This window comes from Ruegeria sp. AM2 (genome assembly GCF_056540685.1).
The window spans coordinates 106,418-128,914 of the sequence record NZ_JBQFXE010000008.1 but is presented as its reverse complement, the minus strand read 5'-3'; the positions used below and the strand labels follow the sequence as shown (position 1 = coordinate 128,914).

Here is a 22,497-nt window from a genome sequence, read left to right as displayed (position 1 = left end):
ACCATCCCTGACCGACAGGGAGAGCACGCATGAGCAATTTCGGAAAAGGATGTCACCTGCATCTCATCGACGGATCGGCCTTTATTTTCAGGGCCTATCACGCGCTGCCTCCGCTGACGCGCAAATCTGACGGGCTGCCGATCGGGGCGGTGTCCGGCTTTTGCAACATGCTGCAGAAATACGTTGAGGGGAACGCGGGCCCCGATGCGCCGACCCATGTGGCGGTGATCTTCGACAAGGGCTCGCACACGTTCCGCAACGACCTTTATGACCTCTACAAAGCCAACCGCGAAGCGATGCCCGAGGACCTGCGCCCTCAGATGCCGCTGACCCGCGAGGCCACCCGCGCGTTCAACATCGCTTGCAAGGAACTGGAAGGCTATGAGGCCGACGATATCATCGCCACACTGGCCGTTCAGGCGCGCGAGGCCGGGGGCCGTGTGACCATTGTCAGTTCCGACAAGGACCTGATGCAGTTGGTCGGCGGCGGCGTCGAGATGCTGGATGCCATGAAGAACAAGCGGATCGATACCGATGGCGTTTTCGAGAAATTCGGCGTGGGGCCGGATCGGGTTGTCGACGTGCAGGCCTTGGCCGGGGATTCGGTGGACAACGTGCCTGGCGCTCCGGGGATCGGTGTGAAAACGGCGGCCCTGTTGATCAACGAATTCGGCGATCTGGAAACACTGCTGGACCGCGCGGAAGAGATCAAGCAACCCAAACGCCGCCAAACCCTGATCGAAATGCGCGACCAGATCGAGTTGTCGAAGAAGCTGGTGCAACTGGACGAGCAAACGCCGCTGGATTTCACGTTGGACGATCTCGAGGTGATGGACCCCGAGCCGGAAACCTTGCTGGGTTTCTTGGCCGAGATGGAGTTCCGTACGCTCACCAAACGTATTGCGGACAAGCTGGGGGCCGAGGCTCCGGTCATTGCCGACGCGCCTGCGCCGGTTGAAGATGTTGAGGCTGAAGCGGTCCCGTTCGACTCTTCGAAATATGAATGCGTGCGTGACGCGGGTGCCCTGCAGAAGTGGATTGACCAGGCCTATGAGCGCGGCTGGGTCGCGGTTGACACCGAAACCACCGGTCTGAACGAGATGATCGCCGATCTGGTCGGCATTTCGCTGTGCGTTGAGGCGGGTGAGGCCTGTTACATCCCGCTGATTCACCGCGAAGGCGCGACAGATGATCTGTTCGGAACCGATGCGCTGGCCGAGGGGCAGATGCCGCTTGATGAGGCTCTAAATCTCTTGAAACCGATGTTCGAGGACCCGTCGATCCTAAAGATCGGGCAGAACATGAAGTACGATGCCAAGATTTTTGCCCGCTATGGCATTGAGGTTGCGCCCATCGACGACACGATGCTGATGTCCTACGCCATGCATGGCGGCGAACATGGGCACGGCATGGACACGCTGTCGGAGCGCTATCTGAACCACACGCCGATCCCGATCAAGCCGCTGCTGGGGTCCGGTAAATCGGCGATCACCTTCGACAAGGTGCCGATTGATGAGGCCACGGCTTACGCCGCCGAGGACGCGGATATAACGTTGCGCCTGTGGAAGCTGTTCAAGCCGCAACTGCATCAGGTGCAGGTGACAACGGTGTATGAGACACTGGAACGTCCTCTGGTGCCGGTTCTCAAAGAAATGGAGATGCACGGCATCAAAGTGGATCGCGATGTCCTCAGCCGCATGTCCAACGCCTTTGCCCAGAAAATGGCCGGGTTAGAGGCTGAAATACACGAATTGGCCGGTGAGAACTTCAACGTCGGCTCGCCCGCGCAGTTGGGTGAGATTCTGTTCGACAAGATGGGCCTTGAAGGTGGCAAGAAGGGCAAGACCGGGAAGTACTCAACCGGGGCCGACATTCTTGAGGATCTGGCGACTGAACATGAACTGCCCCGTCGGGTACTGGACTGGCGGCAGCTGTCGAAGCTGAAATCGACCTACACGGATGCGCTGCAAACCCATATCAATCCGGATACGGGCCGCGTGCATACGTCCTATTCGATCACCGGGGCAAACACCGGTCGTCTCGCCTCGACCGATCCGAACCTGCAGAACATTCCGGTGCGCACCGAGGAAGGTCGCCGCATTCGTGAGGCGTTCATCGCCGAGCCGGGCAATGTTATGGTCAGTCTTGACTACAGCCAGATCGAACTGCGTATTCTGGCGCATATCGCTGAGATACCGGCGCTGAAGCAAGCATTCTCGGATGGGTTGGACATTCACGCCATGACCGCCTCCGAGATGTTCGACGTGCCGCTGGATGAGATGACACCGGATATCCGCCGTCAGGCAAAGGCGATCAACTTTGGTGTGATCTACGGTATCTCGGGCTTTGGGCTGGCGCGTAACCTGCGCATTCCGCGCGCCGAGGCACAAGGCTTCATCGATCGCTATTTTGAGCGTTTCCCGGGTATTAGAGCCTATATGGACGACACGGTCGCCTTCGCTAAAGAGAATGGCTATGTGCAGACCTTGTTCGGCCGCAAGATCCATACGCCCGAGATCAACGCGAAAGGACCTCATGCTGGGTTCTCGCGCCGGGCTGCTATCAACGCTCCGATTCAGGGGACGGCGGCGGATGTGATCCGGCGTGCGATGGTTCGGATGCCGGATGCGATCAACGGGCTACCGGCAAAGATGCTTTTGCAGGTGCATGACGAACTGCTGTTCGAAGTGGCCGAGGACTCGGTAGATCAGGTGATCGGCGTGGCACGGGATGTGATGGAGGGGGCCTCGGATCCTGCCGTCAAGCTGGACGTCAAGCTGAGCGTCGACGCCGGGCAGGGCGCGAACTGGGCCGAGGCGCACTAAAAAGCGCTGCTCATCAGGCCCGGCGGGCCCTCTTCGCAGCGGGTCAGTCCTGCGGTCTGACCATGCGGTTGACCAGACGTTGAACTGTGGGGCCGAACAACAGGATGACAGTGAAGGCGATGGGCCAGCAAAATGCCCATGACGCCATCCAATCACCCAACGTCGTGGGACCCAAGCCGAGGGCTTTTAGCGTGGCAATCCCGGTGACGATGCAGGACATCAGCCCGGACATGATCAGGCTGAACACGGCGCGGGCTAAACGGGCTGGGATCATGGCGGTGTCCTTTGGGCAGTCCTGCCTTCATGTGCCGGATTCTGCCCCGAAATGCCAGACTTACGGGCGCATCCAGCCCAGACTATCGTGTGTTCTGGGTGTTGACGGCGTGTATTCCGCGCTGACCCAGCCCGCGTATTCATGACCATCGAGAGCCGCGAACAGGGCCGCGAAATCCGTTGGCCCGCGCCCTGGCTCGGACCGGTCCGGTGCAGCCCCTACCTGGGCATGGACAACATGGGGGTGGCAGCGATGCCACACGTCCAGCGCGTCGCCGTGGATCATGTGGGCGTGAAAACTGTCAAACTGCAGGCCGACATTGGGGCGGTTCACGCGGGTCAGAACGTCGATCGCCAGATCATAGTCATTCATGAAGTAATCCGGCTGTGACACAGGGTTGAGCGGTTCAATCGTAAAGCTCTGCTGCGGGGCGAAATCAGCCGCCCATTGCAGGTTTTGGACAAAACACTCCAACGCATCCGGGCCAGAGCTGTAGCCGGACATGACGTGGATAAGGCCGGGTTTCAGGACATCAGCGTAGCGCATCACGCGACGGATATCGTATTGAAACCGCTCTTCGCCGCCAGGAACAGCGGCATAACCCGGTTGACCGCCGGTATAGTTGGGCGGAGGCGCGTTGATCAGCACCAGTTCCAGCCCATTGGCCAGCAGGGCGCGGCGCGTTTCCTTGGCCGGTATATCGTAGGGAAACAGGATCTCAACCGCCGTGAACCCAGCTTCGGCCGCTGCCTGAAACCGGTCGAGGTAAGGCAACTCGGCAAAGAGCAGCGAGATATTGGCGGCGAATTTTGGCATGGAGTCCCCGGTTAAAATTCGGCCAGACCTTAGCTGCGGGGTGTTTTCAGGGAAAGGGACTGAAAACGACAGTTTGTCGAAAACCGGCCAGATCACCGTCGTCAAATCAGTGACCTTCATCGCAATTCGGCGAATCATTTTCGATCGCCGGTTCAACAGAAGGTCTGACATCATGGCGATGAGCCCTGACCCCGTGCGCGGGAACGCCCTGAGTGCGCCTGCCGGACGCAGTTCGGTCCTGCCCGGCAATGGCTTGGCGGTTGCATCGATGTTGACTTGGGCCGCGGGATTTCCAGCGGCAGAGGTGCTGTTGCAAAGCTGGCCCCCAGTCGCGCTGCTGGTGGCGCGATTGGCGATGGCGGTGTTGGTTATGGTGCCGATATGGCTGCTGATCGACGGGCCCTCGCGCGTGCTGCGCGCCCGGTGGGGTCACGCGATGTTTGTTGGCGGAACGTTGGGCGCGGGGATGTTTCTGATCATTGTCGCGCAAAAGCTGACCGACCCGGTGACTGTGGCCATCATCGCCTCCTGTGCGCCACTCTTTGCGACGCTGCTGGAACTGGCGACCGGGACCCGGCGGTTGCGCTGGAACTTTGCCCTGGGCGTTGGCGTTTCGATCATCGGCGGGCTGATTGCGACCAGCGCGGTGGCTCCGGCGCAACTGGGTTTGGGAGCTGTCTGTGCTATCGCATCGACCGGCCTGTTTTGCTGGGCCAGCATGGCAATCGCCCGGGACTTTCCTGAATTGGGGCAGACCGGGCGCAGCACCATAACCTTTGTGGGCGGGCTTGTTGTGGCCTTGGTTTTGTTCTTTGCGGCCGGGCAAATCGGTATGGACGTGCTTCCAACCGCCCCGATTGATGTCCAGCAAGCAGGTATGCTTGCCATCTATGCGCTGATCTCGATGGGGCTGAGCCAGGTGTTTTTCATCGCCTCGGTGGGCAAGATCGGCGTGGCCTTGGCCTCGTTCCATATCAACGTCGCGCCCTTTTACGTGATGCTGATCATGCTGGTGCTGGGCGAGGACTGGAACTGGACCCGAGCGCTGGGCGCGGGGATCGTTGCGGTCGCGGTGGTTTTGGCGCAGGATCGCCGAATGCAGACGGCTTAATCCGGCAAATCTTCGGACCGGATCAGCGGAAAAAACTGCCCATCCGACCAGACACCGAACCAATCATCGTGGTGTTCGGCAATGTCCACCAGACGGTAGAAACTCTTGCGGTCGATCCGCGCTTCAAGTTTGGCGCGCACCAATAGGTATGGCGTTGGCTCTTCTGTTTCGGGATCGATGGCAATGCGGATCGGGTGATCCACGCCTGCGACCGCCACGTCCCCAACATGCGTTGTGAATGTCAGCAATTGCCCCTCGCCCGTGCCGTCGACATCGAAGTCGACCGCGACGAAAGGCACGTCCTCGACGATGATTCCCACTTTTTCGACCGGCGTGACAAGGTAATATTTCCCTTCTTCTTTCTTAAGAATTGAGGAAAATAGCTTCACAAGCTCGAACCGGTTGATCGGCGACCCTAGATAAGACCAAGTGCCATCCTTGGCGATACGGATGTCCAGATCGCCGCAAAACGGAGGATTCCACAGATGAACCGGGGGTAAGCCCCGTGTTTTGGCGGCTTTAAGTGATGCCGCAATGCCATCAGGGGAAGGGGTCACAGGTTTTTGTCCGCTCATTGCTTTTGCCATTTCCTTTTCGCGCGATACACTTCAACCATAATAGTCCACGGAAGGGAAAGTCATGACCGAACCTGCCGACCTCGTGTCCGAGATCGAAGCGCTGGAATCCAAACTGCAAGAGGCGAAGGCCTCGATCACCCGCCGCTTTATCGGACAGGAACGGGTCGTGGACCTGACGCTGACCGCGCTTTTATGCGGTGGGCATGCGTTGCTGATCGGGTTGCCCGGTCTAGGTAAGACCAGACTGGTCGAGACGCTGTCGACCGTGATGGGCTTGCACGGCAACCGCATCCAGTTCACGCCTGACCTGATGCCTGCGGATATTCTGGGCTCGGAAGTTCTGGACACGGCTGACGACGGGTCGCGGCATTTCCGCTTTATCCCGGGGCCGATCTTTTGCCAGCTGCTGATGGCGGATGAGATCAACCGCGCCAGTCCCCGAACGCAGTCGGCGTTGCTGCAGGCGATGCAGGAACGCACGGTGACCGTGGCGGGTGAGGACCGCTCGCTTGGTGTGCCGTTCCATGTGCTGGCAACGCAAAACCCTATTGAACAGGAAGGCACCTATCCGCTGCCCGAGGCGCAGTTGGACCGTTTTCTTGTGCAAATCGACGTTGAATATCCTGATCGCCAGACCGAACGCGACATTCTTTTGGCCACCACAGGGGTCGAGGAAGAAGAGGCGCATGAGATTTTCACCAAGGACGAGCTTCTGGCCGCCCAGGTTCTGCTGCGCCGGATGCCCGTTGGAGACTCCGTTGTTGAGTTGATACTCGATCTGGTCCGTGCTTTCCGCCCGGATGAGGCAGGCGTATCTGAACGCGTCGCTGAAACCGTCGCATGGGGTCCCGGCCCGCGCGCAGCGCAGGCGCTGATGATGACGGTGCGCGCTCGGGCGATGCTGCAAGGGCGACTGGCCCCGAATGCCGAGGATGTACTGGACATGGCCCGCCCGGTTCTCAGCCACCGGATGGCGCTGAACTTTGCTGCGCGGGCACGGGGCGACAGTCTTGCTGACCTGATCGATTCCACCGCCGCGGGTTTGATCCGCACTGAGGCTGCGGCGTGAATGCTGCGCTGACCCTTCGCGAAAGATCCGAGGCCGAAGCGTCCCGGCTGCCGCCGCTTTTGGCGCGCGCCGAGCATCTGGCAGGGACCGTCCTGCTGGGCGATCACGGACGCAGGCGCTCGGGTCTTGGGGACGATTTCTGGCAATACCGCCCCGCGCAAATCGGGGACAGCCGCCGGATGATCGACCACCGCCGCTCGGCGCGCGGGGATCAGCAGTTTGTGCGCGAACGCGAGTGGCAGATTGCGCAATCGGTGATGCTCTGGGTTGATCAGGGCGCGTCGATGCGATTTGCCTCGGACAAGTCTTTGCCGACCAAGGCGGATCGTGCGCGCCTGTTGGGTCTGTCCACCGCAATCCTTCTGGTCCGCGGCGGCGAGCGCGTTGGCCTGACCGGCACCACATTGCCGCCCCGGCGCGGCAATGCGCAGGTGATCCGGCTGGCAGAGGCGTGGTCCGAAGACTCGGAGACCGATTATGCCCCGCCCGAGCACCGCGCCATGATCCCTCATGCCCGCGCGGTGTTCATTTCCGATTTTCTGGGGCCGATGGATGAGGTTGAACTGGCATTGACCAAAGCCGCGGATCGCGGTGTGCGCGGCGTTCTTCTGCAGGTTCTGGACCCGACCGAAGAGAGCTTTCCCTACCGAGGCCGCACCATATTTGAAAGCGTCGGAGGCACCACCCGCCACGAAACGCTCAAGGCCGCTGATCTGAGGGACCGCTATCTGGATCGATTGGCCGAACGCAAGGACGCCCTGACGCAGCTTTGCCGCGCGACGGGCTGGCAGTTGGGTCTGCACCATACCGATGACAGCGCACAGGCGGCCTTGTTGTGGCTCTATCGTGCGCTGGATGGAGGTACGGCATGACCGTTCTGGCCGGTATTGGCTTTACCGCGCCCTGGGTGCTGCTGGGTCTTCTGACCCTGCCGATCCTATGGCTGATCCTGCGCGCCGTGCCGCCTGCGCCGATCCGGAGGCTATTCCCGGCGGTGACGCTGCTGCTTGGGTTGAAGGACGACGAAAGCGTTTCGGACCGAACGCCGTGGTGGCTGTTGCTACTGCGGATGCTCGCGGCGGCGGCCATTATCATCGGTCTGGCTGGGCCGGTTCTGAACCCCTCGCGCGACCAAAGCGGGTCTGGGCCGCTGTTGATGGTCTTGGATGCCAGCTGGGCTGGGGCCACGCGCTGGTCTTCGACGCTCGAACAGATCGACGCGCAGTTGACCGAGGCCGGACGAGCCGGGCGCACTGTTGCGATCCTCAGCTTGACCGAGCCCGAGCCGCCCGTCTTTCAATCCGCCGAGGTCTGGCGCGCGCGCCTTCCTGGATTGGTGCCGATGCCGTGGCAGCCGACCGGGGCGCAGATCGATCAGACCGTATCTGCTCTGGATCAGGTTCAAGGTGGGTTCGACACGCACTGGTTCAGCGACCGGCTAGATTATGACGGGCAAGATCGGGTCTTGTCTGCTGTGCAGGGACGTGGGGATGTCACGGTGTTTCAATCCCCGTCGCCGGTCGTCGCGATCCTTCCCGCAGCTTATCAGGACGGCATCATTCAATTGACCGTCGAACGTGCTCAGGAAGGCCCTGCCGAACACATCACTGTTCTGGCGCAGGGTCGCGATCCGGCGGGTGCGATGCGCGTTCTGCAATCTTCGGACGTCGAGTTTACAGCTGGCGAGACGCGGGCACAGGTGGATCTGGCTCTACCGTCGGAATTACGCGCCCGGATCACGCGTTTTGAAATTCAGGGCCAGCGCTCTGCCGGGGCGGTGACGCTGACCGATGACAGCCTGCGCAGGCGCGAGGTTGCCCTGATTGCGGGTTCGCTGAACCGGGAAGGGTTGGAGCTGTTGTCACCGCTGCACTACCTGACACAGGTGCTGATCCCAACGGCTGATTTTGTCGAGGGCGGTCTGTTGGACGTATTGCCCGCAAATCCCGATGTGATCGTTTTGGCGGACGTTGCGAAACTGTCCGATGGTGAACACGCGGCTCTGGTCGACTGGGTCGAACAGGGCGGCTTGCTGCTGCGCTTTGCCGGTCCCCGCATGGCGGCCAGCGATCTGGGCCGCGATGCCGAGGATACATTGCTGCCGGTGCGTCTGCGCAGCGGTGGCCGTTCGGTTGGCGGCGCGATGAGCTGGGGTGAGGCCAAGGGGCTTGCACCTTTCCCCGAAAGCTCGCCTTTCTTTGGACTGAAAGTGCCTGCAGACGTTTCGGTCACTACGCAGGTCATGGCGCAACCCGACCCTAATCTGGCCGACCGTGTGATTGCATCCCTGTCAGATGGCACACCTTTGGTGACCCGCAAAGCGTTGGGTTTGGGGCAGGTCGTCCTGTTCCATGTGACAGCCGATGCGGAATGGTCCAGCCTTCCGCTATCGGGCCTGTTTGTTGAGATGTTGGACCGGCTCGCTGTCGCTTCGGCTGCAAAATCGCGTCAGGTCTCTCAGCTGCAGGGCACCACATGGGAGCCAATTCAGGTATTGGACGGCTTTGGTACCCTGTCGGATGCGGGCAATCTGCCCGGCGTGGATGGTGTTGATCTCGTGTCTGGTTCAATCGGTCCTGATCTGCGGCCGGGCCTGTATGAAAGCGGCAAGCAAAAGCTGGCGTTGAACGTTTTGTCAGATGATGCGGTGTTGACCCCTGCGGTCTGGCCTTCGGATGTGCCGATCAAGGGACAAGAGGTGACAAATGAAACACCGATCGGAGGTATCCTGCTCAGTCTTGCCCTGTTGTTGCTGACGGTGGACGTGATTGCCTCGCTCGCCCTTTCAGGGCGGCTTGGCCTTGCCCGGGCCGCCGCGATGGCGCTGGGCGCTGTGCTGCTGGTGCCAGATGCGCAAGCGCAGACCTCATCCGAGACCGACTTCGCTCTGAACGCCACGCATGAACTGGTTCTGGCACATGTTCTGACCGGCAATTCCGAGGTCGACGAAATCGCCGGGGCCGGAATGCGGGGCCTTGCGCAGACGCTGTTCTACCGCACTTCTGTTGAACCTACCGAGCCGCTAGGCATCGATCTGGAACGCGATGAATTGGCATTCTTCCCGCTGCTCTATTGGCCCATCACCCCCGATCAGCCGCAACCTTCCGCTGAGGCCTATGCCAAGCTAAACGCATATCTGCGCTCGGGTGGCATGATCCTGTTTGACACCCGCGATGCTGATGTGGCGCGGTACGGGGCTTCCAGCCCCAATGGGCGCAAGCTGCAGCAACTGGCAGCGCCGCTGAACATCCCTTCGTTAGAGCCTGTTCCTCGCGATCACGTTCTAACGCGCGCCTTCTATCTGCTGCAGGATTTCCCGGGGCGCTATGCGGGAACCGAGGTCTGGGTCGAAGCAGCCCCCGTGGATGCCGAGCAGATCGAAGGCATGCCGTTTCGCAACCTCAATGACAACGTGACGCCAGTGGTGATCGGTGGCAATGACTGGGCCGCTGCCTGGGCCGTCAATCGCAACGGACAGGCGCTGCTGCCTGTAGGGCGTGGATACGCCGGTGAACGTCAGCGCGAGCTTGCAAACCGGTTTGGGGTCAATCTGGTGATGCATGTTCTGACCGGGAACTATAAATCCGATCAGGTGCACGTGCCTGCACTGCTGGACAGGTTGGGACAATGACCGGAACCGTCATCTTTGATCCCCTGATCCCGTGGCCTGTACTAGCCATTGTCGCTTCGGTCGCTTTTGCCAGTGTCTTGCTTGCGCTATGGCGCGGCCTGTCGGGCTGGGCTTTGCGCGGCTTGGCGGCGTTGGTGGTCATCGCGGCCTTGTCCGGCCCGGTCTATCAGATCGAAGATCGTGCACCGCTGACGGACATCGTGCTGATGATTGAGGACCACAGCGCCAGCCAATCCCTGTCGGATCGTGAAGACCAAACGGCCCGAGCTGCGGACGACCTCGCCGCCGAAATCGAATCCCGCGACAATACCGAGCTGCGCCGGATTCGCGTCGGTGATGGCGAAGGGGACGAAGGCACGCAAGTCATGGGTGCGCTAAACGCTGCCCTGGCCGAAGAACCACGCGCGCGCATTGCCGGTATTCTGGTGGTCTCGGATGGGATCGTGCACGATGTCGATCAGGCCCCAGATTTGCCCGCACCAATGCATTTGCTGCAGACCGGTCGCGCAACAGATTGGGACCGTCGCCTGATCGTTCGAAATGCGCCCGCCTTTGCCATTATCGGGGAACCCGTGACCCTGACATTGCGGGTCGAAGACACCGGTGCCGCTCCTCCAGGGGCCGCAAGCGCGCCGCTTGAGATATCGGTCGATGGAAATGACCCCGAAGAATTCACCATACCCATCGGTGTGGATGTCGAACTGCCGATCACCCTGCCGCATGGCGGGCGCAATGTTCTGCAATTCACCGTTCCGATGGCCGAAGGTGAGTTGACCGATCGCAACAACACCGCATTGATCCAGATGAACGGTGTGCGCGACCGGTTGCGCGTGCTGCTGGTCTCGGGTGAGCCGCATCCGGGTGGTCGTACATGGCGCAACCTGCTGAAATCCGACAGCTCGGTCGATCTGGTGCATTTCACCATCCTGCGCCCGCCGGAAAAGCAGGACGGGGTACCGGTGGACGAACTGTCTCTGATCGCCTTTCCGACGCGCGAGTTGTTTCTGGAAAAGATCAATGATTTCGATCTGATCATCTTTGATCGCTACAAACGGCGCGGCATCCTGCCCGCAATCTATCTGGACAACGTCACCAGCTATATCAACGAAGGCGGCGCGGTGCTGATCGCTGCGGGGCCTGACTTTGCGACCGCCGACAGCATCTTCCGCTCGCCGCTTGCGCCGATCCTGCCCGCCCAACCGACGGCCCGCGTGATTGAGGAACGCTTTGTTCCCATGGTCACCGATCTTGGTCACCGCCATCCGGTGACCACGAATTTGGGTGAATCCGAAGATTGGGGCGCGTGGTTGCGTCAGATCGATGTCAATCACCGGACGGGCGAGTTGTTGATGACAGGCGTCGATGACCGCCCGCTTTTGGTCCTTGACCGGGTGGGTGAGGGGCGTGTTGCGCTTTTAGCCTCGGACCATGCGTGGCTGTGGAGCCGAGGGTTCGAAGGCGGGGGCCCGCAACTGGAACTGCTGCGACGGTTGGCCCATTGGATGATGAAAGAACCCGAGTTGGAAGAAGAAGCCCTGTGGGCCGAGGCCAACGGTCAGGTGATGCGTATTATCCGGCAAACGCTGGAAGACGAAGTCGGGCCGGTCACCGTGACCCGTCCGAACGGAGAAACGCTTGAGATCACACTGGATGAAATCTCACCCGGTCGGTTCGAAGCGCAGTATTTCGGGCCAGAGATTGGGCTCTACCGCCTTCAGGAAGGTGAGCAAACGGCAGTGATCGGCTTGGGGCCCGCTGCCCCCAAGGAATTTGAGCGCACCATCGCCACGGATGAGATATTGGAACCGGTTCTGTCCTCTCTGCGCGGCGGCGCGATTGCCGTCGAAGACGGGCTGCCCTCAATCCGCAATGTGCGCACAGGTCGCCCGGCTTCGGGCCGTGGTTGGATCGGTCTGACACCGCGAAACGCCTATGAAACCCGCGATGTGACGCAGGCCGGGTTGCTCCCGCCATGGCTGGTTCTGCTTTTGGCCGGCGGTTTCCTGCTAGGCGGGTGGCTGCGCGAAGGGCGTCGCTGAGAGGCTATTCAAAGACCACGCTGACTGTCGGGTCTCCGGGCAGACCTTCATAGGTGACGGATGCGCCACCCTTTCCCTTGGCCGGAGGGAACAGCGGCCCAAAAGACCCGACCGAGATAAAGTCGCCGACTTTGAATTCAATACCCTTGGATGTCAACCAAAGGGCGGCGTTGGCGGGATGTCCCAGGACGGCGGCTCCGGGCGCTTGTGCCAGAACTTCCCCATCCGCAGCGCTGAGTGTGACGGTCATGCTTTCCAGCGCCTGAGACATTGCAACCGGATCGGTCACCGGCACCTCTGCGCCCAAAACGCCCAGTTTCGGGGCCACGCCGATTGCGGTCAGTGTGATGGGTGTTATGAGTTCCCCTTCAGCAAGGGTCAGGTCAGGCAGTTCGATAAACGGTCGGATCGCTGCGGTATTTTGCAGGACCTCTTCTGGCGTCGTCGCCTGATTGATCCCAGGGTCCCCGACAACCAGGATCAGATCCGCCTCAAAGACAGGCCGTGCGCCCCAAGCGACAGGCACCTTTGCCCCATCAGTCAGCATCATGTCGCGATAGAGCACCCCCTGAACCGGCTCGGACGCGCCGAACCGTTCTTGCGCAGGTGCGCTGGTCAGCCCGGCTTTATAACCGATCACCGGACCCATATGTGGCTCTAACGCGGCAGCAAGCTTGCCTTGAGTGCACCTTGCATCCTCAATGCCCCCCTCGGCAGACAGGGCAACGGTGGGTTTGTTCTGCAAATAGTCCTGAACAAAGCGCTCAACCTCGTCATCCGTAGCGCATTGGGCGAACGCGGGTTGGGTGAAAGACATCATCAGGCATGTGGCTGAAACAAGGGAAATACGACGCATGGCGGGCCTCCTGTTGCCCTGAACCTGACACGGCGGCAAAGGTTCAGGCAATGGCTTAAGCACTTTTTCACGCTCTGCCCGGATGCTGTCCGTAAATTGGTCCGGGATCACCTGATATGAGCCTTGCTGAAAAACTTGCACAGGAACGGCGCGCGCGTTTGGCGGCTGAACGGCTGTTGGAGCTGAAACAGGCGGAACTCTTTGCCGCAAACCGAAAGCTTGGGCATCACGCCATTGCCCTGACGCGGCAGATCGATCAGAAACAGGCCGAGGTCGCGACCGTTCGGGACGAAAACGAGAAGGTAAAGTCTGACCTGAGCGTTGCAAACGCCAAGATCGAGGTCGCGGAACGACGCCTCTGGCATTCCATCCAGACCATTCAAGACGGGTTCGCCTTCTTTGACGGCGATGGGGTTCTGATCGGCGCAAATACAGCCTACCTCAGTGTTTTTGACGGCTTGCAAGAGGTTGCGCCCGGAATCGGCTACCCCAACCTCCTTGAGATCCTGACGCGGGAAGGCATCGTGGATATCGGGGATGAACCGGCTGACGCGTGGCGCTCAAGAATGTTGCAAAGATGGTCTGAGACCAGCCCCGAACCTGTGGTGATCCAGCTGTGGAATGGGCAGTATGTCAGGCTGATCGATCAGCGCGGCAAAGGTGGTGATGTGGTCAGTCTGGCGCTGAACATCACTGAATCCGTCCGGCATGAAGCTGAACTGCAAGCAGCGCGGGAACGGGCCGAGGCGGCGAACCGCGCGAAATCAGCCTTTTTGGCCAATATGAGCCACGAAATCCGGACGCCAATGAACGGCATCGTAGGAATGACCGAACTGCTGACGGAAACACCACTGGCCGAGGAACAGCGCCTGTATGTGAACACGATCCGCAATTCGGGCGAGGCATTGTTGGTCATCATCAATGACGTTCTGGATTATTCCAAGATCGAGGCGGACAAGCTGACCCTGCATCCTGAACAGTTCGACTTGGAGCGGTGTATTTTCGAGGTCGCAATGCTTTTGCAGCCCAGTGTCCGGGACAAAGGACTGACGCTTCTGGTGGATTACGACCTGTTTTTGCCCACCCTGTTTGTCGGTGATCCCGGACGGGTGCGGCAAATCCTGACAAACCTCGTGGGCAACGCCATCAAGTTCACCTCGCAAGGTCATGTTCTGATACGCGTGACCGGTGTGCCGAACGCTCAGGCCCAGACATGCGACGTCCACGTCACGATCGAAGACACGGGTATCGGCATCGAAGACGACAAGATCGCGCATATTTTCGGCGAATTCAATCAGGTTGAGGACGAGCGCAATCGCCAGTTCGAAGGTACCGGGCTGGGGCTGGCGATCACAAAACGGCTGATCTCGATCATGGGGGGCACTGTTTGGGTCGAAAGCGAACTGGGCATAGGGTCGTGTTTCGGGTTCCGGATTTCCCTTCCAACCGCCGAAGGCCCGCAACCGGCTCCGCCCGATCTGGCGGGCAAGTTGCGCCATGTTTTGGTGGTCGAGGATCTGGTCGTGAACCGGGCCATCCTGACCAAGCAACTCGGGCGGCTGGGATCACAGGTGTCGGTTTGCGCGACAGGGACCGAGGCATTGACACGGATCGATCCGACTGTTGATCTGGTCCTGTGCGACCATGACCTTCCGGATATGGATGGGTTGGAACTGGCGACGACCCTGCGGGAAAAGGGATGGCCCGATCTGCCCATCGTGGTGATGTCGGCAAATCCCGGCGTCATCCATGCCGATCCTGCGCAACATCTGATCGATGGTGTGTTGCAGAAACCGATCCCGCGGGCGGAACTCTATTCGCGACTCTTGGCTTTGGGGGTTCCGGAAAAAGTCACAAACCGCCGCCCGAACGAGGCCGAGGCGGTATCCAAACACGAGCCCGGGTCAGACAGCGAAAGGCAAATGCGTGTGCTCGCCGCCGAAGACAACCGGACAAATCAATTGATCCTGAAGAAGATGACAAAGGACCTGGATATCGATCTGCGGTTTGTGTCCAACGGCCTGGATGCTGTTGAAGCCAATTCCGAGTTTCAGCCAGATCTGATTTTCATGGATATTTCGATGCCACGAATGGATGGCAAGGAAGCCACCGGAGAGATCAGGCGACAAGAGATCGGCACTGAGCGACGAGTCCCGATTGTCGCCCTTACGGCACACGCCATGGCCGGGGATGATCAGAACATCCTTGCCGCCGGGCTGGATCACTATCTGACCAAACCGCTGCACAAGAACCTGATTCAGAAGATGATTTTGGATCATCAGCCTGCAAATACAAAACCAATACTTGTTGCGGTAAAAGACCCGGTTTAGTGTCATATGATGTCAGAAATACGTGGTTTTCATCCCCGCGCGCTGGGCGAAATTGCGATCCGCTGCGCGGGCATGGCCAAGATGGTGGAATTTTATGAAAACGTCATCGGATTGCAGCGCCTCAATGGCGGCCACAACAGCGCTATTACCTTCTTTCGCATCGCCGAAGGCTTTGGCGGGCATACACAAATTCTCGCGCTTTTTGATCACAAGGCGGCACCCCGTCCCGGCCTGCACCCGGTGAGCGAGGCGCGGCCCGTCACGGGCGGCGGATCATCATTGCATCACATTGCCTTGTCCCTTCCTTTCGAGGAACAAGAGGCTGTGATGCGATGGTATGACAGTCTGGAACAGCCCTATAGGGTGGAACAGTTTGGCTGGATCGGTTGGCGGGGGATTTTCACCGAAGACCCCGAAGGCAACACGGTTGAGCTGGTCGCCTTTGACCCATCGATGTTGAATCAGGCCTGATAGGGGCGGACAAAGACCGGTTTGTCTTGCTCTGACAGGTCGGGACGGTAAACGTAGCCGCCCGTGTCGAATTCGACCAGTCCAGCCGGATCGGTCAGTCGATGTTGAATCACGTATCGAGCCATGGCGCCGCGCGCTTTCTTCGCGAAAAAGCTCACGATTTTTGGCGTGCCGCCTTTGTCTTCCATGAATACAGGCGTGATCACCCGCAGTTTCAGCGCTTTGGGGTCGACGGCGCCAAAATACTCCTGACTGGCGCAATTCACCAGCACATCCGATCCAATCTGATCCGCCTGTGCATTCAGCGCCTTGCTGAGTTGATCGCGCCAGTAGTCGTACAGGTTTTTCCCGCGCCGGGTTTTCAGCTTGCTGCCCATCTCAAGCCGGTACGCCTGAATGGCATCCAACGGGCGCAACACGCCGTAAAGCCCTGACAGAATGCGCAGATGCTCCTGCGCCCAGGCCATTTCGTCGGCATCCAGCGACGTGGCTTCCAGCCCCTGATAGGTATCCCCGGCAAAGGCCAAAGCGGCCGGGCGGGTCAAATCTGCATCCGGTGCATCTGAAAACACTTTGTAGCGATCGCGGTTCAGACGGGCCAAATCATCGCTCAGGTCCATCAGCTTTTTCAGATTGCCCAGCGTCAGATTGCGCGCGGTTTTCGACAGTCGGATCGCATCGTCCTGAAAATCGGGTTGGGTAACCGCAACGTCACGCTCGGCCCAGTCCAGCCGTTTGGCCGGGGAAATCACTACCAGCATATCCGCCCTCGTCGCTTGCCTGTTCGGGGGTATCTAGCCCGCCTGACGCAACACGTCCAGAAAGGCGGCCCCAAACCTTTCGTGACGACGGTCGCCCAGCACGTGTTCGAGCCCGCGCGGGTCATCTGGTCGCAATTGAGCAACCTTGGCAAGCTGCGAGGCTGAGCAGGTCAGCGGCTTATCAACGCCGTCCGGCCCGCGGGTCAGGTCGTTTTGCACCGCCAGAAGCTGATCGTAGATCTCGCCCTGATCGCGCCCGGCCAGCTTGCGGCGGGCGGGATGCAGAGCCTCGACCTCGCCCGCAATTACCCCCAGAAACGTGTCGCCATAGCGTTCCAGTTTCTTCGCGCCGACGCCGCCGATCCGGGCCATGTCGTCCAGCGTCATAGGGCGCTTCTCGGCCATCTCGATCAGAGTGCGGTCAGGGAATATAACATAGGCCGGAACCCGCTGGGATTCCGCCAGCGCGCGGCGTTTGGCCTTGAGCGCCGACAACAGCGGCGCGTCTTCTTCGGCCACCATGGCCTTGACGGCGGGGCGGCGCGTGGCCTTTCGGATTGTATCCTTGCGCAGGTTGATCTGCGCCTCACCTTTCAGGATCGGCTTGGCGGCCTCGGTCATGCGCAACGCGCCGTGGCGGTCGGGATCGGGGCGGACCAAATCGTGGCCCATCATCTGCCGGAAGATCGCCTGCCACTGCGGACGGGACCAGTCTTTGCCGATACCCCACGTGGACAGGTTGTCGTGGCGGCGGGCGCGAACCTTGTCGGTTTCATTGGCCAGCAGGATGTCGATCAGATGGCCTGCGCCAAACCATTCCTCGGTGCGCAGGATCGCGGACAGGGCCATGCGCACGGGAGTGGTGCCGTCGAACACTTCCGGAGGAGCATCGCACAGATCGCATTTGCCGCAGGGCTGGGCCTGTTCGCCGAAATAGCCCAGCAGAGTCTGGCGGCGGCAGACCAGCGCCTCGGCCAAGCCCAGCAGAGCGTTTAGCCGGGCGTGGTCGGCCATGCGCCGTTCCGCAGGCGCCAGACCTTCGTCAATCTGAGACCGACGCAGGCGGATGTCGTCAGGTCCGAACAGGGTCAGCGTCTCGGCCGGGGCCCCATCGCGGCCGGCGCGGCCGATCTCTTGATAATACGCCTCGATGGATTTGGGCAGGTCCGCATGGGCAACCCAGCGGATATCGGGTTTGTCAATGCCCATGCCAAAGGCGACGGTGGCGACGACGATCAGACCGTCCTCACGCGCAAAACGGGTTTCGACGATGCGCCGATCCTCGGGGTCCATGCCGCCGTGATAGTGACAAGCGACATGCCCCTCGGCGCGCAGAGCCTTCGCCAGAACTTCGGTCTTGTTGCGGGTGCCGCAATAGACGATGCCGGATTGTCCTTTGCGCGCGGCGGCGAAATCCAGCACCTGTTTGCGCGGCCCGTCCTTGGCGGCAAAGGCCAGATGGATGTTGGGCCGGTCAAAGCCCCGCAGAAATTTGCGCGGCGCAGTGCCGTCGAACAGTTTCTCGACGATCTCGTCCTGCGTTTCCGCATCCGCCGTGGCGGTGAAGGCCGCAAGGGGCACGTTCAACGCGCGCCGCAACTCTCCGATCCGCAGGTAATCGGGGCGGAAATCATGGCCCCATTGGCTTACGCAATGTGCCTCATCCACGGCGATCAAGCTGACATTGATCCGGCGCAGCATGCCCAGCGCGGACCCGGCGGCCAGACGTTCGGGTGCCATGTAGAGGAGTTTCAGCCGTCCGGCCTCAAGCGCCTCCCAGACCGCATCGGTCTCTTCGGGGGTATTGCCCGAGGTCAGAGCACCGGCTTCAACCCCGGCCTCCTGTAGCCCGCGCACCTGATCGCGCATCAAAGCGATCAAAGGGGAGATCACAACAGTGACTCCATCCCGCAACAGAGCAGGCAATTGAAAACACAGGGATTTACCGCCACCCGTCGGCATTATCGCCAGCACGTTCTCGCCAGCGGTGACGGCATCGACGATCTCTTCCTGACCGGGACGGAAATCGTCGAATCCAAAGACATCTCGCAGCAAAGGCGCGGAGTCGAACATCTGCGGGGTTGCCCTGTTTTAAGGTTTATCTGCTCTTAAGACAGGACAATCACATACTAAGATTCGGTGAACAAGAGGTCAGTAGAAGAACGACGCGTTATTGGTCAGGATGATCCGCAGTGCAAAGACGCCTAGCAGCACAATCAGCGGCGCCAGATCAAGCCCGCCCATTGGTGGCAACATGCGGCGGATCGGTCCGTAGATCGGCTCTAACAAGCGATTCAGCCCGTACCAGATCTGAGCCACGAACTGCTGATGGAGGTTGAGAACCTGAAAGTTGATCAGCCAGCTCATGATCACATGGGCGATGATCACGAACCACAGGACGCTCAGAAGCATTTGCAGGATTTCGTAAAGGGACTGCATGGGTACTCCGTTTCTTGATTGCCTGAGACCTAAGCCCGCCCGCAGCAAAGAGCAAGGGCGGCGCACTCAGCGCTTGCGCATCAGGTGAAAGCCCCGTCTTATGAAGGCAACAATAAGCAGGGGCAGTCATGGCAGAGATTTCCAAGCGCAGGCGTATCTGGGGTTGGTGGTTCTTTGACTGGGCCAGCCAGCCCTATCACTCGCTTTTGGTCACCTTTGTATTCGGTCCCTATTTCGCCGGGGTCGCGGCGGGGTACTTCTCGGGCACTGGTCTGGACAGCGAAGCCGCCGCAGCGCGTGCGCAGACGGTCTGGGCGAACTGCCTGACCATCACCGGTCTGATCATCGCCTTTGGCGCGCCCTTTCTGGGGGCAATGGCGGATGTCTCGGGGCGGCGTATTCCTTGGATATTCGGGTTTTCGGTGATGTATGCGGTGGGGTCCGCCGCGCTGTGGTACACGATGCCCGATGGTTCGAACATGTGGCTGATGCTGTCGGCCTTTGGGTTGGGTTTTGTGGGTGCGGAATACGCGCTGATCTTCATCAACTCGCAACTGCCCGAGCTGGGGGACGACAACGAAGTAGGTGAGATTTCGGGCTCAGGCTTTGCCTTTGGTTATTTTGGCGGCCTGATCTCGCTGGCAATCATGCTGACGCTGTTTGTCGAACAGCCAAACGGCAAGACTTTGATCGGCATAGACCCTGTTTTCGGACTGGACGCCGCCGCGCAGGAAGGCACGCGGTTTGTCGGACCCTTCACGGCGGTCTGGTTCATCCTGTTCATGGTTCCGTATTTCATGTGGGTGCGCGACGATCCGAACAGCGGCAAACATGGCTCGGTGGGTGCTGCGCTGCGGTTGCTGGGCAAATCCATCTCTGACTTGCGGCACCGGGTCAGTCTGGCAACTTATCTGGGCTCGTCCATGTTCTATCGCGATGCGCTGAACGGCCTGTACAGTTTCGGCGGCGTTTATGCGCGGCTGGTGCTGGAATGGGACCTGATCAAGATCGGTGTGTTCGGGATTGTCAGCGTGCTGGCCTCGGCCATTTTTGCATGGATCGGAGGGAAGGCGGACAAGAAATACGGACCTAAACCGGTCATTCTGGTGGCGATCTGGATTCTGATCTTTGTTTGCATCACGGTAGTTTCCATGGACCGGACCCAAGTGTACGGCATTTCACTGCCCGAAGGCTCAGCGTTGCCGGACATTGTGTTCTTTGGCTGCGGCGTCCTGATCGGAGGGATGGGCGGCGTCCTGCAATCAGCCAGCCGGTCTCTGATGGTGCGCCACACCGATCCGAGCGCCCCGGTCGAAAGCTTCGGTTTGTACGGATTGTCAGGCCGTGCAACGGCCTTTGCCGCGCCTTTATTGATCGGCTTTGCCACAACCGTAACCGGCAGCGCCCGTCTGGGGGTGTCACCGATCATCGCTTTGTTTATTCTGGGGCTAGTCCTTATGCGCTGGGTGAAACCGGAAGGGGATCAGAGCAGATGATTTTATTACGTTTTCTGGCCGTTCTGGCCGCAGTAACACTGGCAGGCACAGCCACGGCGCAACCCTTGGCAAAGCAATTGTTCGGGGCACAAAAGGCCGGGTCACAGCAAAAGTCAGCCGCCTTCGGCAGTTATTCGCGCGGATGCGCCGCCGGATCGGTGCAATTGCCCGAAACTGGCCCCACGTGGCAGGCCATGCGTTTGTCGCGCAACCGAAACTGGGGTCACCCTGAGGCGATTGACTATGTACAAGACCTCAGCCTCTTTGCTGCGAAACAGCCCGGTTGGAATGGTCTCTATATCGGGGATATCAGCCAGCCACGGGGTGGGCCGATGACATCGGGCCATCGCTCTCATCAACTGGGGCTGGATATCGATATCTGGATGTTGCCCGGCGACAATATGCGCCTAAGCCGAAAAGCGCGTGAGAATATCTCGTCGATTTCCTTGCGCCGTGCGAACGGGGCCTATGTGAATGGCAACTGGACCAAGCAACACCACGAGGTGCTGCGCGCGGCGGCGAAAGACAAGCGGGTTGCGCGGATATTCGTATTCCCCGGAGCCAAAGTGCAGATGTGCAATGAAGAAACGGGCAATCGCGCCTATCTGCGCAAGATCAGGCCGTGGTGGGGTCATCACTATCACTTCCATGTGCGCTTGAAATGTCCCCGAGGATCACGGGGCTGCGTCAATCAGGACCCTCCCCCAAAGGGCGACGGATGTGCTGAGGCGCAGCAATGGGTGCGCAATATCCTCAACCCGCCGCCGCCTGATCCAAATGCGCCTGCACCGAAGAAACGCCGGGAATACCGTTTGGCCGATCTGCCACAGCAATGCGCCGCCGTTCTGCAATCCAACTGATTTCTGCCATTCTGTTGTCTGGTTCGGCTTGGGCGGTCGACGTGAAGACAGCGACGCATCTGGACAGTTTCAGGTGGCGGCACTCGGCTGCTTGGTTTGGGGGATTCTCGGCGATCCATGTCTCGGACAGCGGCCGTCGGATGATCGCGCTCAGCGACCGCTCGGTTCTGGTCAAGGCCCGCATCAAACGGGGTCAACAGATCGAAGGCATTCAGGTGCTGGGGCACTGGCCTGTCCTGTCCAGCCAAGGACGCGTTCTGCCGGGTTACGTCGGGGATTCCGAAGGGATTGCGATTGCGCCGGACGGAGGCATCTACATTTCCTTCGAGGGCATCCATCGTGTGGCTTACTATCCTGCACCTGGAACAAAGGCGCGCGTTCTGCCACGCCCCACAGCTTTCGACAGCCTGGACGGCAATGGTTCGTTCGAAGCCTTGGCAATAGATGGCCGAGGTTGGCTATACGCACTGCCCGAGAAAAGCCGCACCGCAGATGGCGACATTCCCGTCTATCGTTGGAATGGCCGTGCGTGGTCGACCCCCTTTGTCCTGCCCCCTCGGGGGAAGTTCCGCCCTGTCGCAGCCGATTTCGGGCCCGATGAACGGTTCTATCTTTTGGAGCGTGCGGTTTTCCTGACCGGGTTCCGCTCGCGGCTGCGGCGTTGGCACGTCGATGCTCAAGGTCCACGTGCCGAAGAGGTCCTGTTCGAAACAGGCACAGGGACGCATGACAACCTCGAAGGCCTGTCGGTCTGGAGAGATAATCAAGGGCATCTGAGGGCCACCATGATTTCCGACGACAATTTTCTGACCCTTCAACGGACCGAACTGGTGGAATATCGGCTGCCCGATTGACAGGGCCGGAACAACGGTCTAAACGCACGGCTTGCCTTGGGACGATCCCTTGGCCAAGTCGCCGCTACCTTGTCAAAACGGGCATCA

At 60.0% G+C, this 22,497-nt stretch carries 18 protein-coding genes; 11 read left to right on the top strand and 7 right to left on the bottom strand.

The annotated features are described in order from the left end of the window. Positions 1 to 29 precede the first annotated feature (29 nt). Positions 30 to 2,825, top strand: coding sequence for a DNA polymerase I (gene polA / locus ACR0CR_RS15015; protein WP_480600452.1), 2,796 nt, complete (start codon positions 30 to 32; stop codon positions 2,823 to 2,825). A gap of 43 nt (positions 2,826 to 2,868) precedes the next feature. Here the strand turns inward: polA and ACR0CR_RS15010 are convergent, their stop codons facing one another. Continuing rightward, positions 2,869 to 3,099, bottom strand: a complete 231-nt coding sequence (locus tag ACR0CR_RS15010; protein ID WP_480600450.1) for a DUF2798 domain-containing protein — start codon at positions 3,097 to 3,099, stop codon at positions 2,869 to 2,871. A 60-nt stretch (positions 3,100 to 3,159) separates the two neighbouring features. Further along, positions 3,160 to 3,915, bottom strand: a complete 756-nt coding sequence (locus ACR0CR_RS15005) for a hydroxypyruvate isomerase family protein (RefSeq protein WP_480600448.1) — start codon at positions 3,913 to 3,915, stop codon at positions 3,160 to 3,162. A gap of 172 nt (positions 3,916 to 4,087) precedes the next feature. Here ACR0CR_RS15005 and ACR0CR_RS15000 point away from each other — a divergent pair, with 172 nt between their 5' ends. Beyond that, a complete protein-coding gene (locus ACR0CR_RS15000; RefSeq protein WP_480600445.1) occupies positions 4,088 to 5,026 on the top strand; it encodes a DMT family transporter in 939 nt (312 codons plus the stop codon). Here the strand turns inward: ACR0CR_RS15000 and ACR0CR_RS14995 are convergent. Then, entirely contained in the window at positions 5,023 to 5,601 is a 579-nt protein-coding gene (locus ACR0CR_RS14995; protein WP_480600442.1) for a DUF1285 domain-containing protein, read from the bottom strand. The genes ACR0CR_RS15000 and ACR0CR_RS14995 overlap by 4 nt on opposite strands. A gap of 64 nt (positions 5,602 to 5,665) precedes the next feature. Between ACR0CR_RS14995 and ACR0CR_RS14990 the strand changes: the two genes are divergently transcribed. Genes ACR0CR_RS14990 through ACR0CR_RS14975 form a run of 4 tightly spaced genes read left to right on the top strand, consistent with a single transcriptional unit; the run spans position 5,666 to position 12,343 of the window. Continuing rightward, the gene (locus ACR0CR_RS14990; RefSeq protein ID WP_480600440.1) at positions 5,666 to 6,673 is read left to right on the top strand and encodes an AAA family ATPase; all 1,008 of its coding nucleotides are present in this window, start codon (positions 5,666 to 5,668) and stop codon (positions 6,671 to 6,673) included. Then, on the top strand, positions 6,670 to 7,545 hold the full coding sequence (locus ACR0CR_RS14985) for a DUF58 domain-containing protein (protein ID WP_480600437.1): 876 nt from the start codon (positions 6,670 to 6,672) through the stop codon (positions 7,543 to 7,545). The genes ACR0CR_RS14990 and ACR0CR_RS14985 overlap by 4 nt, the downstream gene beginning before the upstream one ends. Continuing rightward, on the top strand, positions 7,542 to 10,304 hold the full coding sequence (locus ACR0CR_RS14980) for a DUF4159 domain-containing protein (protein WP_480600434.1): 2,763 nt from the start codon (positions 7,542 to 7,544) through the stop codon (positions 10,302 to 10,304). The genes ACR0CR_RS14985 and ACR0CR_RS14980 overlap by 4 nt, the downstream gene beginning before the upstream one ends. Beyond that, positions 10,301 to 12,343 carry a hypothetical protein gene (locus tag ACR0CR_RS14975; RefSeq protein ID WP_480600432.1) on the top strand — a complete coding sequence of 681 codons (2,043 nt, stop codon included), beginning with the start codon at positions 10,301 to 10,303 and terminating at the stop codon, positions 12,341 to 12,343. The genes ACR0CR_RS14980 and ACR0CR_RS14975 overlap by 4 nt, the downstream gene beginning before the upstream one ends. Before the next feature lie 4 nt (positions 12,344 to 12,347). Here the strand turns inward: ACR0CR_RS14975 and ACR0CR_RS14970 are convergent, their stop codons facing one another. After that, a complete protein-coding gene (locus ACR0CR_RS14970) occupies positions 12,348 to 13,199 on the bottom strand; it encodes a 2-keto-4-pentenoate hydratase (protein WP_480600429.1) in 852 nt (283 codons plus the stop codon). A gap of 116 nt (positions 13,200 to 13,315) precedes the next feature. On the opposite strand from ACR0CR_RS14970, the gene ACR0CR_RS14965 reads away from it, so the two are divergent. Next, complete coding sequence (locus tag ACR0CR_RS14965; protein ID WP_480600426.1) at positions 13,316 to 15,529, top strand: response regulator; 2,214 nt, start codon at positions 13,316 to 13,318, stop codon at positions 15,527 to 15,529. Positions 15,530 to 15,538: 9 nt separating this feature from the next. Further along, entirely contained in the window at positions 15,539 to 16,000 is a 462-nt protein-coding gene (locus ACR0CR_RS14960) for a VOC family protein (RefSeq protein ID WP_480600423.1), read from the top strand. Here the strand turns inward: ACR0CR_RS14960 and yaaA are convergent. The 3 genes from yaaA to ACR0CR_RS14945 all read right to left on the bottom strand — a co-directional run bounded on the left by yaaA (position 15,991) and on the right by ACR0CR_RS14945 (position 19,200). Then, complete coding sequence (gene yaaA, locus ACR0CR_RS14955) at positions 15,991 to 16,761, bottom strand: peroxide stress protein YaaA (protein ID WP_480600420.1); 771 nt, start codon at positions 16,759 to 16,761, stop codon at positions 15,991 to 15,993. The two genes, ACR0CR_RS14960 and yaaA, sit on opposite strands and share 10 nt — an antisense overlap. A gap of 33 nt (positions 16,762 to 16,794) precedes the next feature. Then, positions 16,795 to 18,834: a DNA helicase RecQ gene (gene recQ, locus ACR0CR_RS14950; RefSeq protein ID WP_480600418.1), complete on the bottom strand. Its 2,040-nt coding sequence runs from the start codon at positions 18,832 to 18,834 to the stop codon at positions 16,795 to 16,797. Positions 18,835 to 18,912: 78 nt separating this feature from the next. Next, entirely contained in the window at positions 18,913 to 19,200 is a 288-nt protein-coding gene (locus ACR0CR_RS14945) for a YggT family protein (protein ID WP_170657215.1), read from the bottom strand. A 128-nt stretch (positions 19,201 to 19,328) separates the two neighbouring features. Between ACR0CR_RS14945 and ACR0CR_RS14940 the strand changes: the two genes are divergently transcribed. From ACR0CR_RS14940 to ACR0CR_RS14930, 3 genes are read left to right on the top strand one after another with little or no spacing between them, the layout of a single operon-like run. Next, positions 19,329 to 20,696, top strand: a complete 1,368-nt coding sequence (locus ACR0CR_RS14940; protein WP_480600415.1) for an MFS transporter — start codon at positions 19,329 to 19,331, stop codon at positions 20,694 to 20,696. After that, on the top strand, positions 20,693 to 21,556 hold the full coding sequence (gene mepA, locus ACR0CR_RS14935) for a penicillin-insensitive murein endopeptidase (RefSeq protein ID WP_480600413.1): 864 nt from the start codon (positions 20,693 to 20,695) through the stop codon (positions 21,554 to 21,556). The genes ACR0CR_RS14940 and mepA overlap by 4 nt, the downstream gene beginning before the upstream one ends. Continuing rightward, positions 21,529 to 22,410, top strand: a complete 882-nt coding sequence (locus ACR0CR_RS14930) for an esterase-like activity of phytase family protein (protein ID WP_480600410.1) — start codon at positions 21,529 to 21,531, stop codon at positions 22,408 to 22,410. The genes mepA and ACR0CR_RS14930 overlap by 28 nt, the downstream gene beginning before the upstream one ends. Positions 22,411 to 22,497 lie beyond the last annotated feature (87 nt).

Excerpts from the sequence above, each read along its gene's own strand:
- yaaA (WP_480600420.1), bottom strand. The coding sequence starts at position 16,761 with ATGCTGGTAGTGATTTCCCCGGCCAAACGGCTGGACTGGGCCGAGCGT.
- ACR0CR_RS14980 (WP_480600434.1), top strand. The coding sequence starts at position 7,542 with ATGACCGTTCTGGCCGGTATTGGCTTTACCGCGCCCTGGGTGCTGCTG.
- ACR0CR_RS14960 (WP_480600423.1), top strand. The coding sequence starts at position 15,539 with ATGTCAGAAATACGTGGTTTTCATCCCCGCGCGCTGGGCGAAATTGCG.
- ACR0CR_RS15005 (WP_480600448.1), bottom strand. The coding sequence starts at position 3,915 with ATGCCAAAATTCGCCGCCAATATCTCGCTGCTCTTTGCCGAGTTGCCT.
- ACR0CR_RS14970 (WP_480600429.1), bottom strand. The coding sequence starts at position 13,199 with ATGCGTCGTATTTCCCTTGTTTCAGCCACATGCCTGATGATGTCTTTC.
- recQ (WP_480600418.1), bottom strand. The coding sequence starts at position 18,834 with ATGTTCGACTCCGCGCCTTTGCTGCGAGATGTCTTTGGATTCGACGAT.
- polA (WP_480600452.1), top strand. The coding sequence starts at position 30 with ATGAGCAATTTCGGAAAAGGATGTCACCTGCATCTCATCGACGGATCG.
- mepA (WP_480600413.1), top strand. The coding sequence starts at position 20,693 with ATGATTTTATTACGTTTTCTGGCCGTTCTGGCCGCAGTAACACTGGCA.
- ACR0CR_RS14965 (WP_480600426.1), top strand. The coding sequence starts at position 13,316 with ATGAGCCTTGCTGAAAAACTTGCACAGGAACGGCGCGCGCGTTTGGCG.
- ACR0CR_RS14940 (WP_480600415.1), top strand. The coding sequence starts at position 19,329 with ATGGCAGAGATTTCCAAGCGCAGGCGTATCTGGGGTTGGTGGTTCTTT.
- ACR0CR_RS15000 (WP_480600445.1), top strand. The coding sequence starts at position 4,088 with ATGGCGATGAGCCCTGACCCCGTGCGCGGGAACGCCCTGAGTGCGCCT.
- ACR0CR_RS15010 (WP_480600450.1), bottom strand. The coding sequence starts at position 3,099 with ATGATCCCAGCCCGTTTAGCCCGCGCCGTGTTCAGCCTGATCATGTCC.
- ACR0CR_RS14945 (WP_170657215.1), bottom strand. The coding sequence starts at position 19,200 with ATGCAGTCCCTTTACGAAATCCTGCAAATGCTTCTGAGCGTCCTGTGG.
- ACR0CR_RS14930 (WP_480600410.1), top strand. The coding sequence starts at position 21,529 with ATGCGCCGCCGTTCTGCAATCCAACTGATTTCTGCCATTCTGTTGTCT.
- ACR0CR_RS14995 (WP_480600442.1), bottom strand. The coding sequence starts at position 5,601 with ATGAGCGGACAAAAACCTGTGACCCCTTCCCCTGATGGCATTGCGGCA.
- ACR0CR_RS14990 (WP_480600440.1), top strand. The coding sequence starts at position 5,666 with ATGACCGAACCTGCCGACCTCGTGTCCGAGATCGAAGCGCTGGAATCC.
- ACR0CR_RS14975 (WP_480600432.1), top strand. The coding sequence starts at position 10,301 with ATGACCGGAACCGTCATCTTTGATCCCCTGATCCCGTGGCCTGTACTA.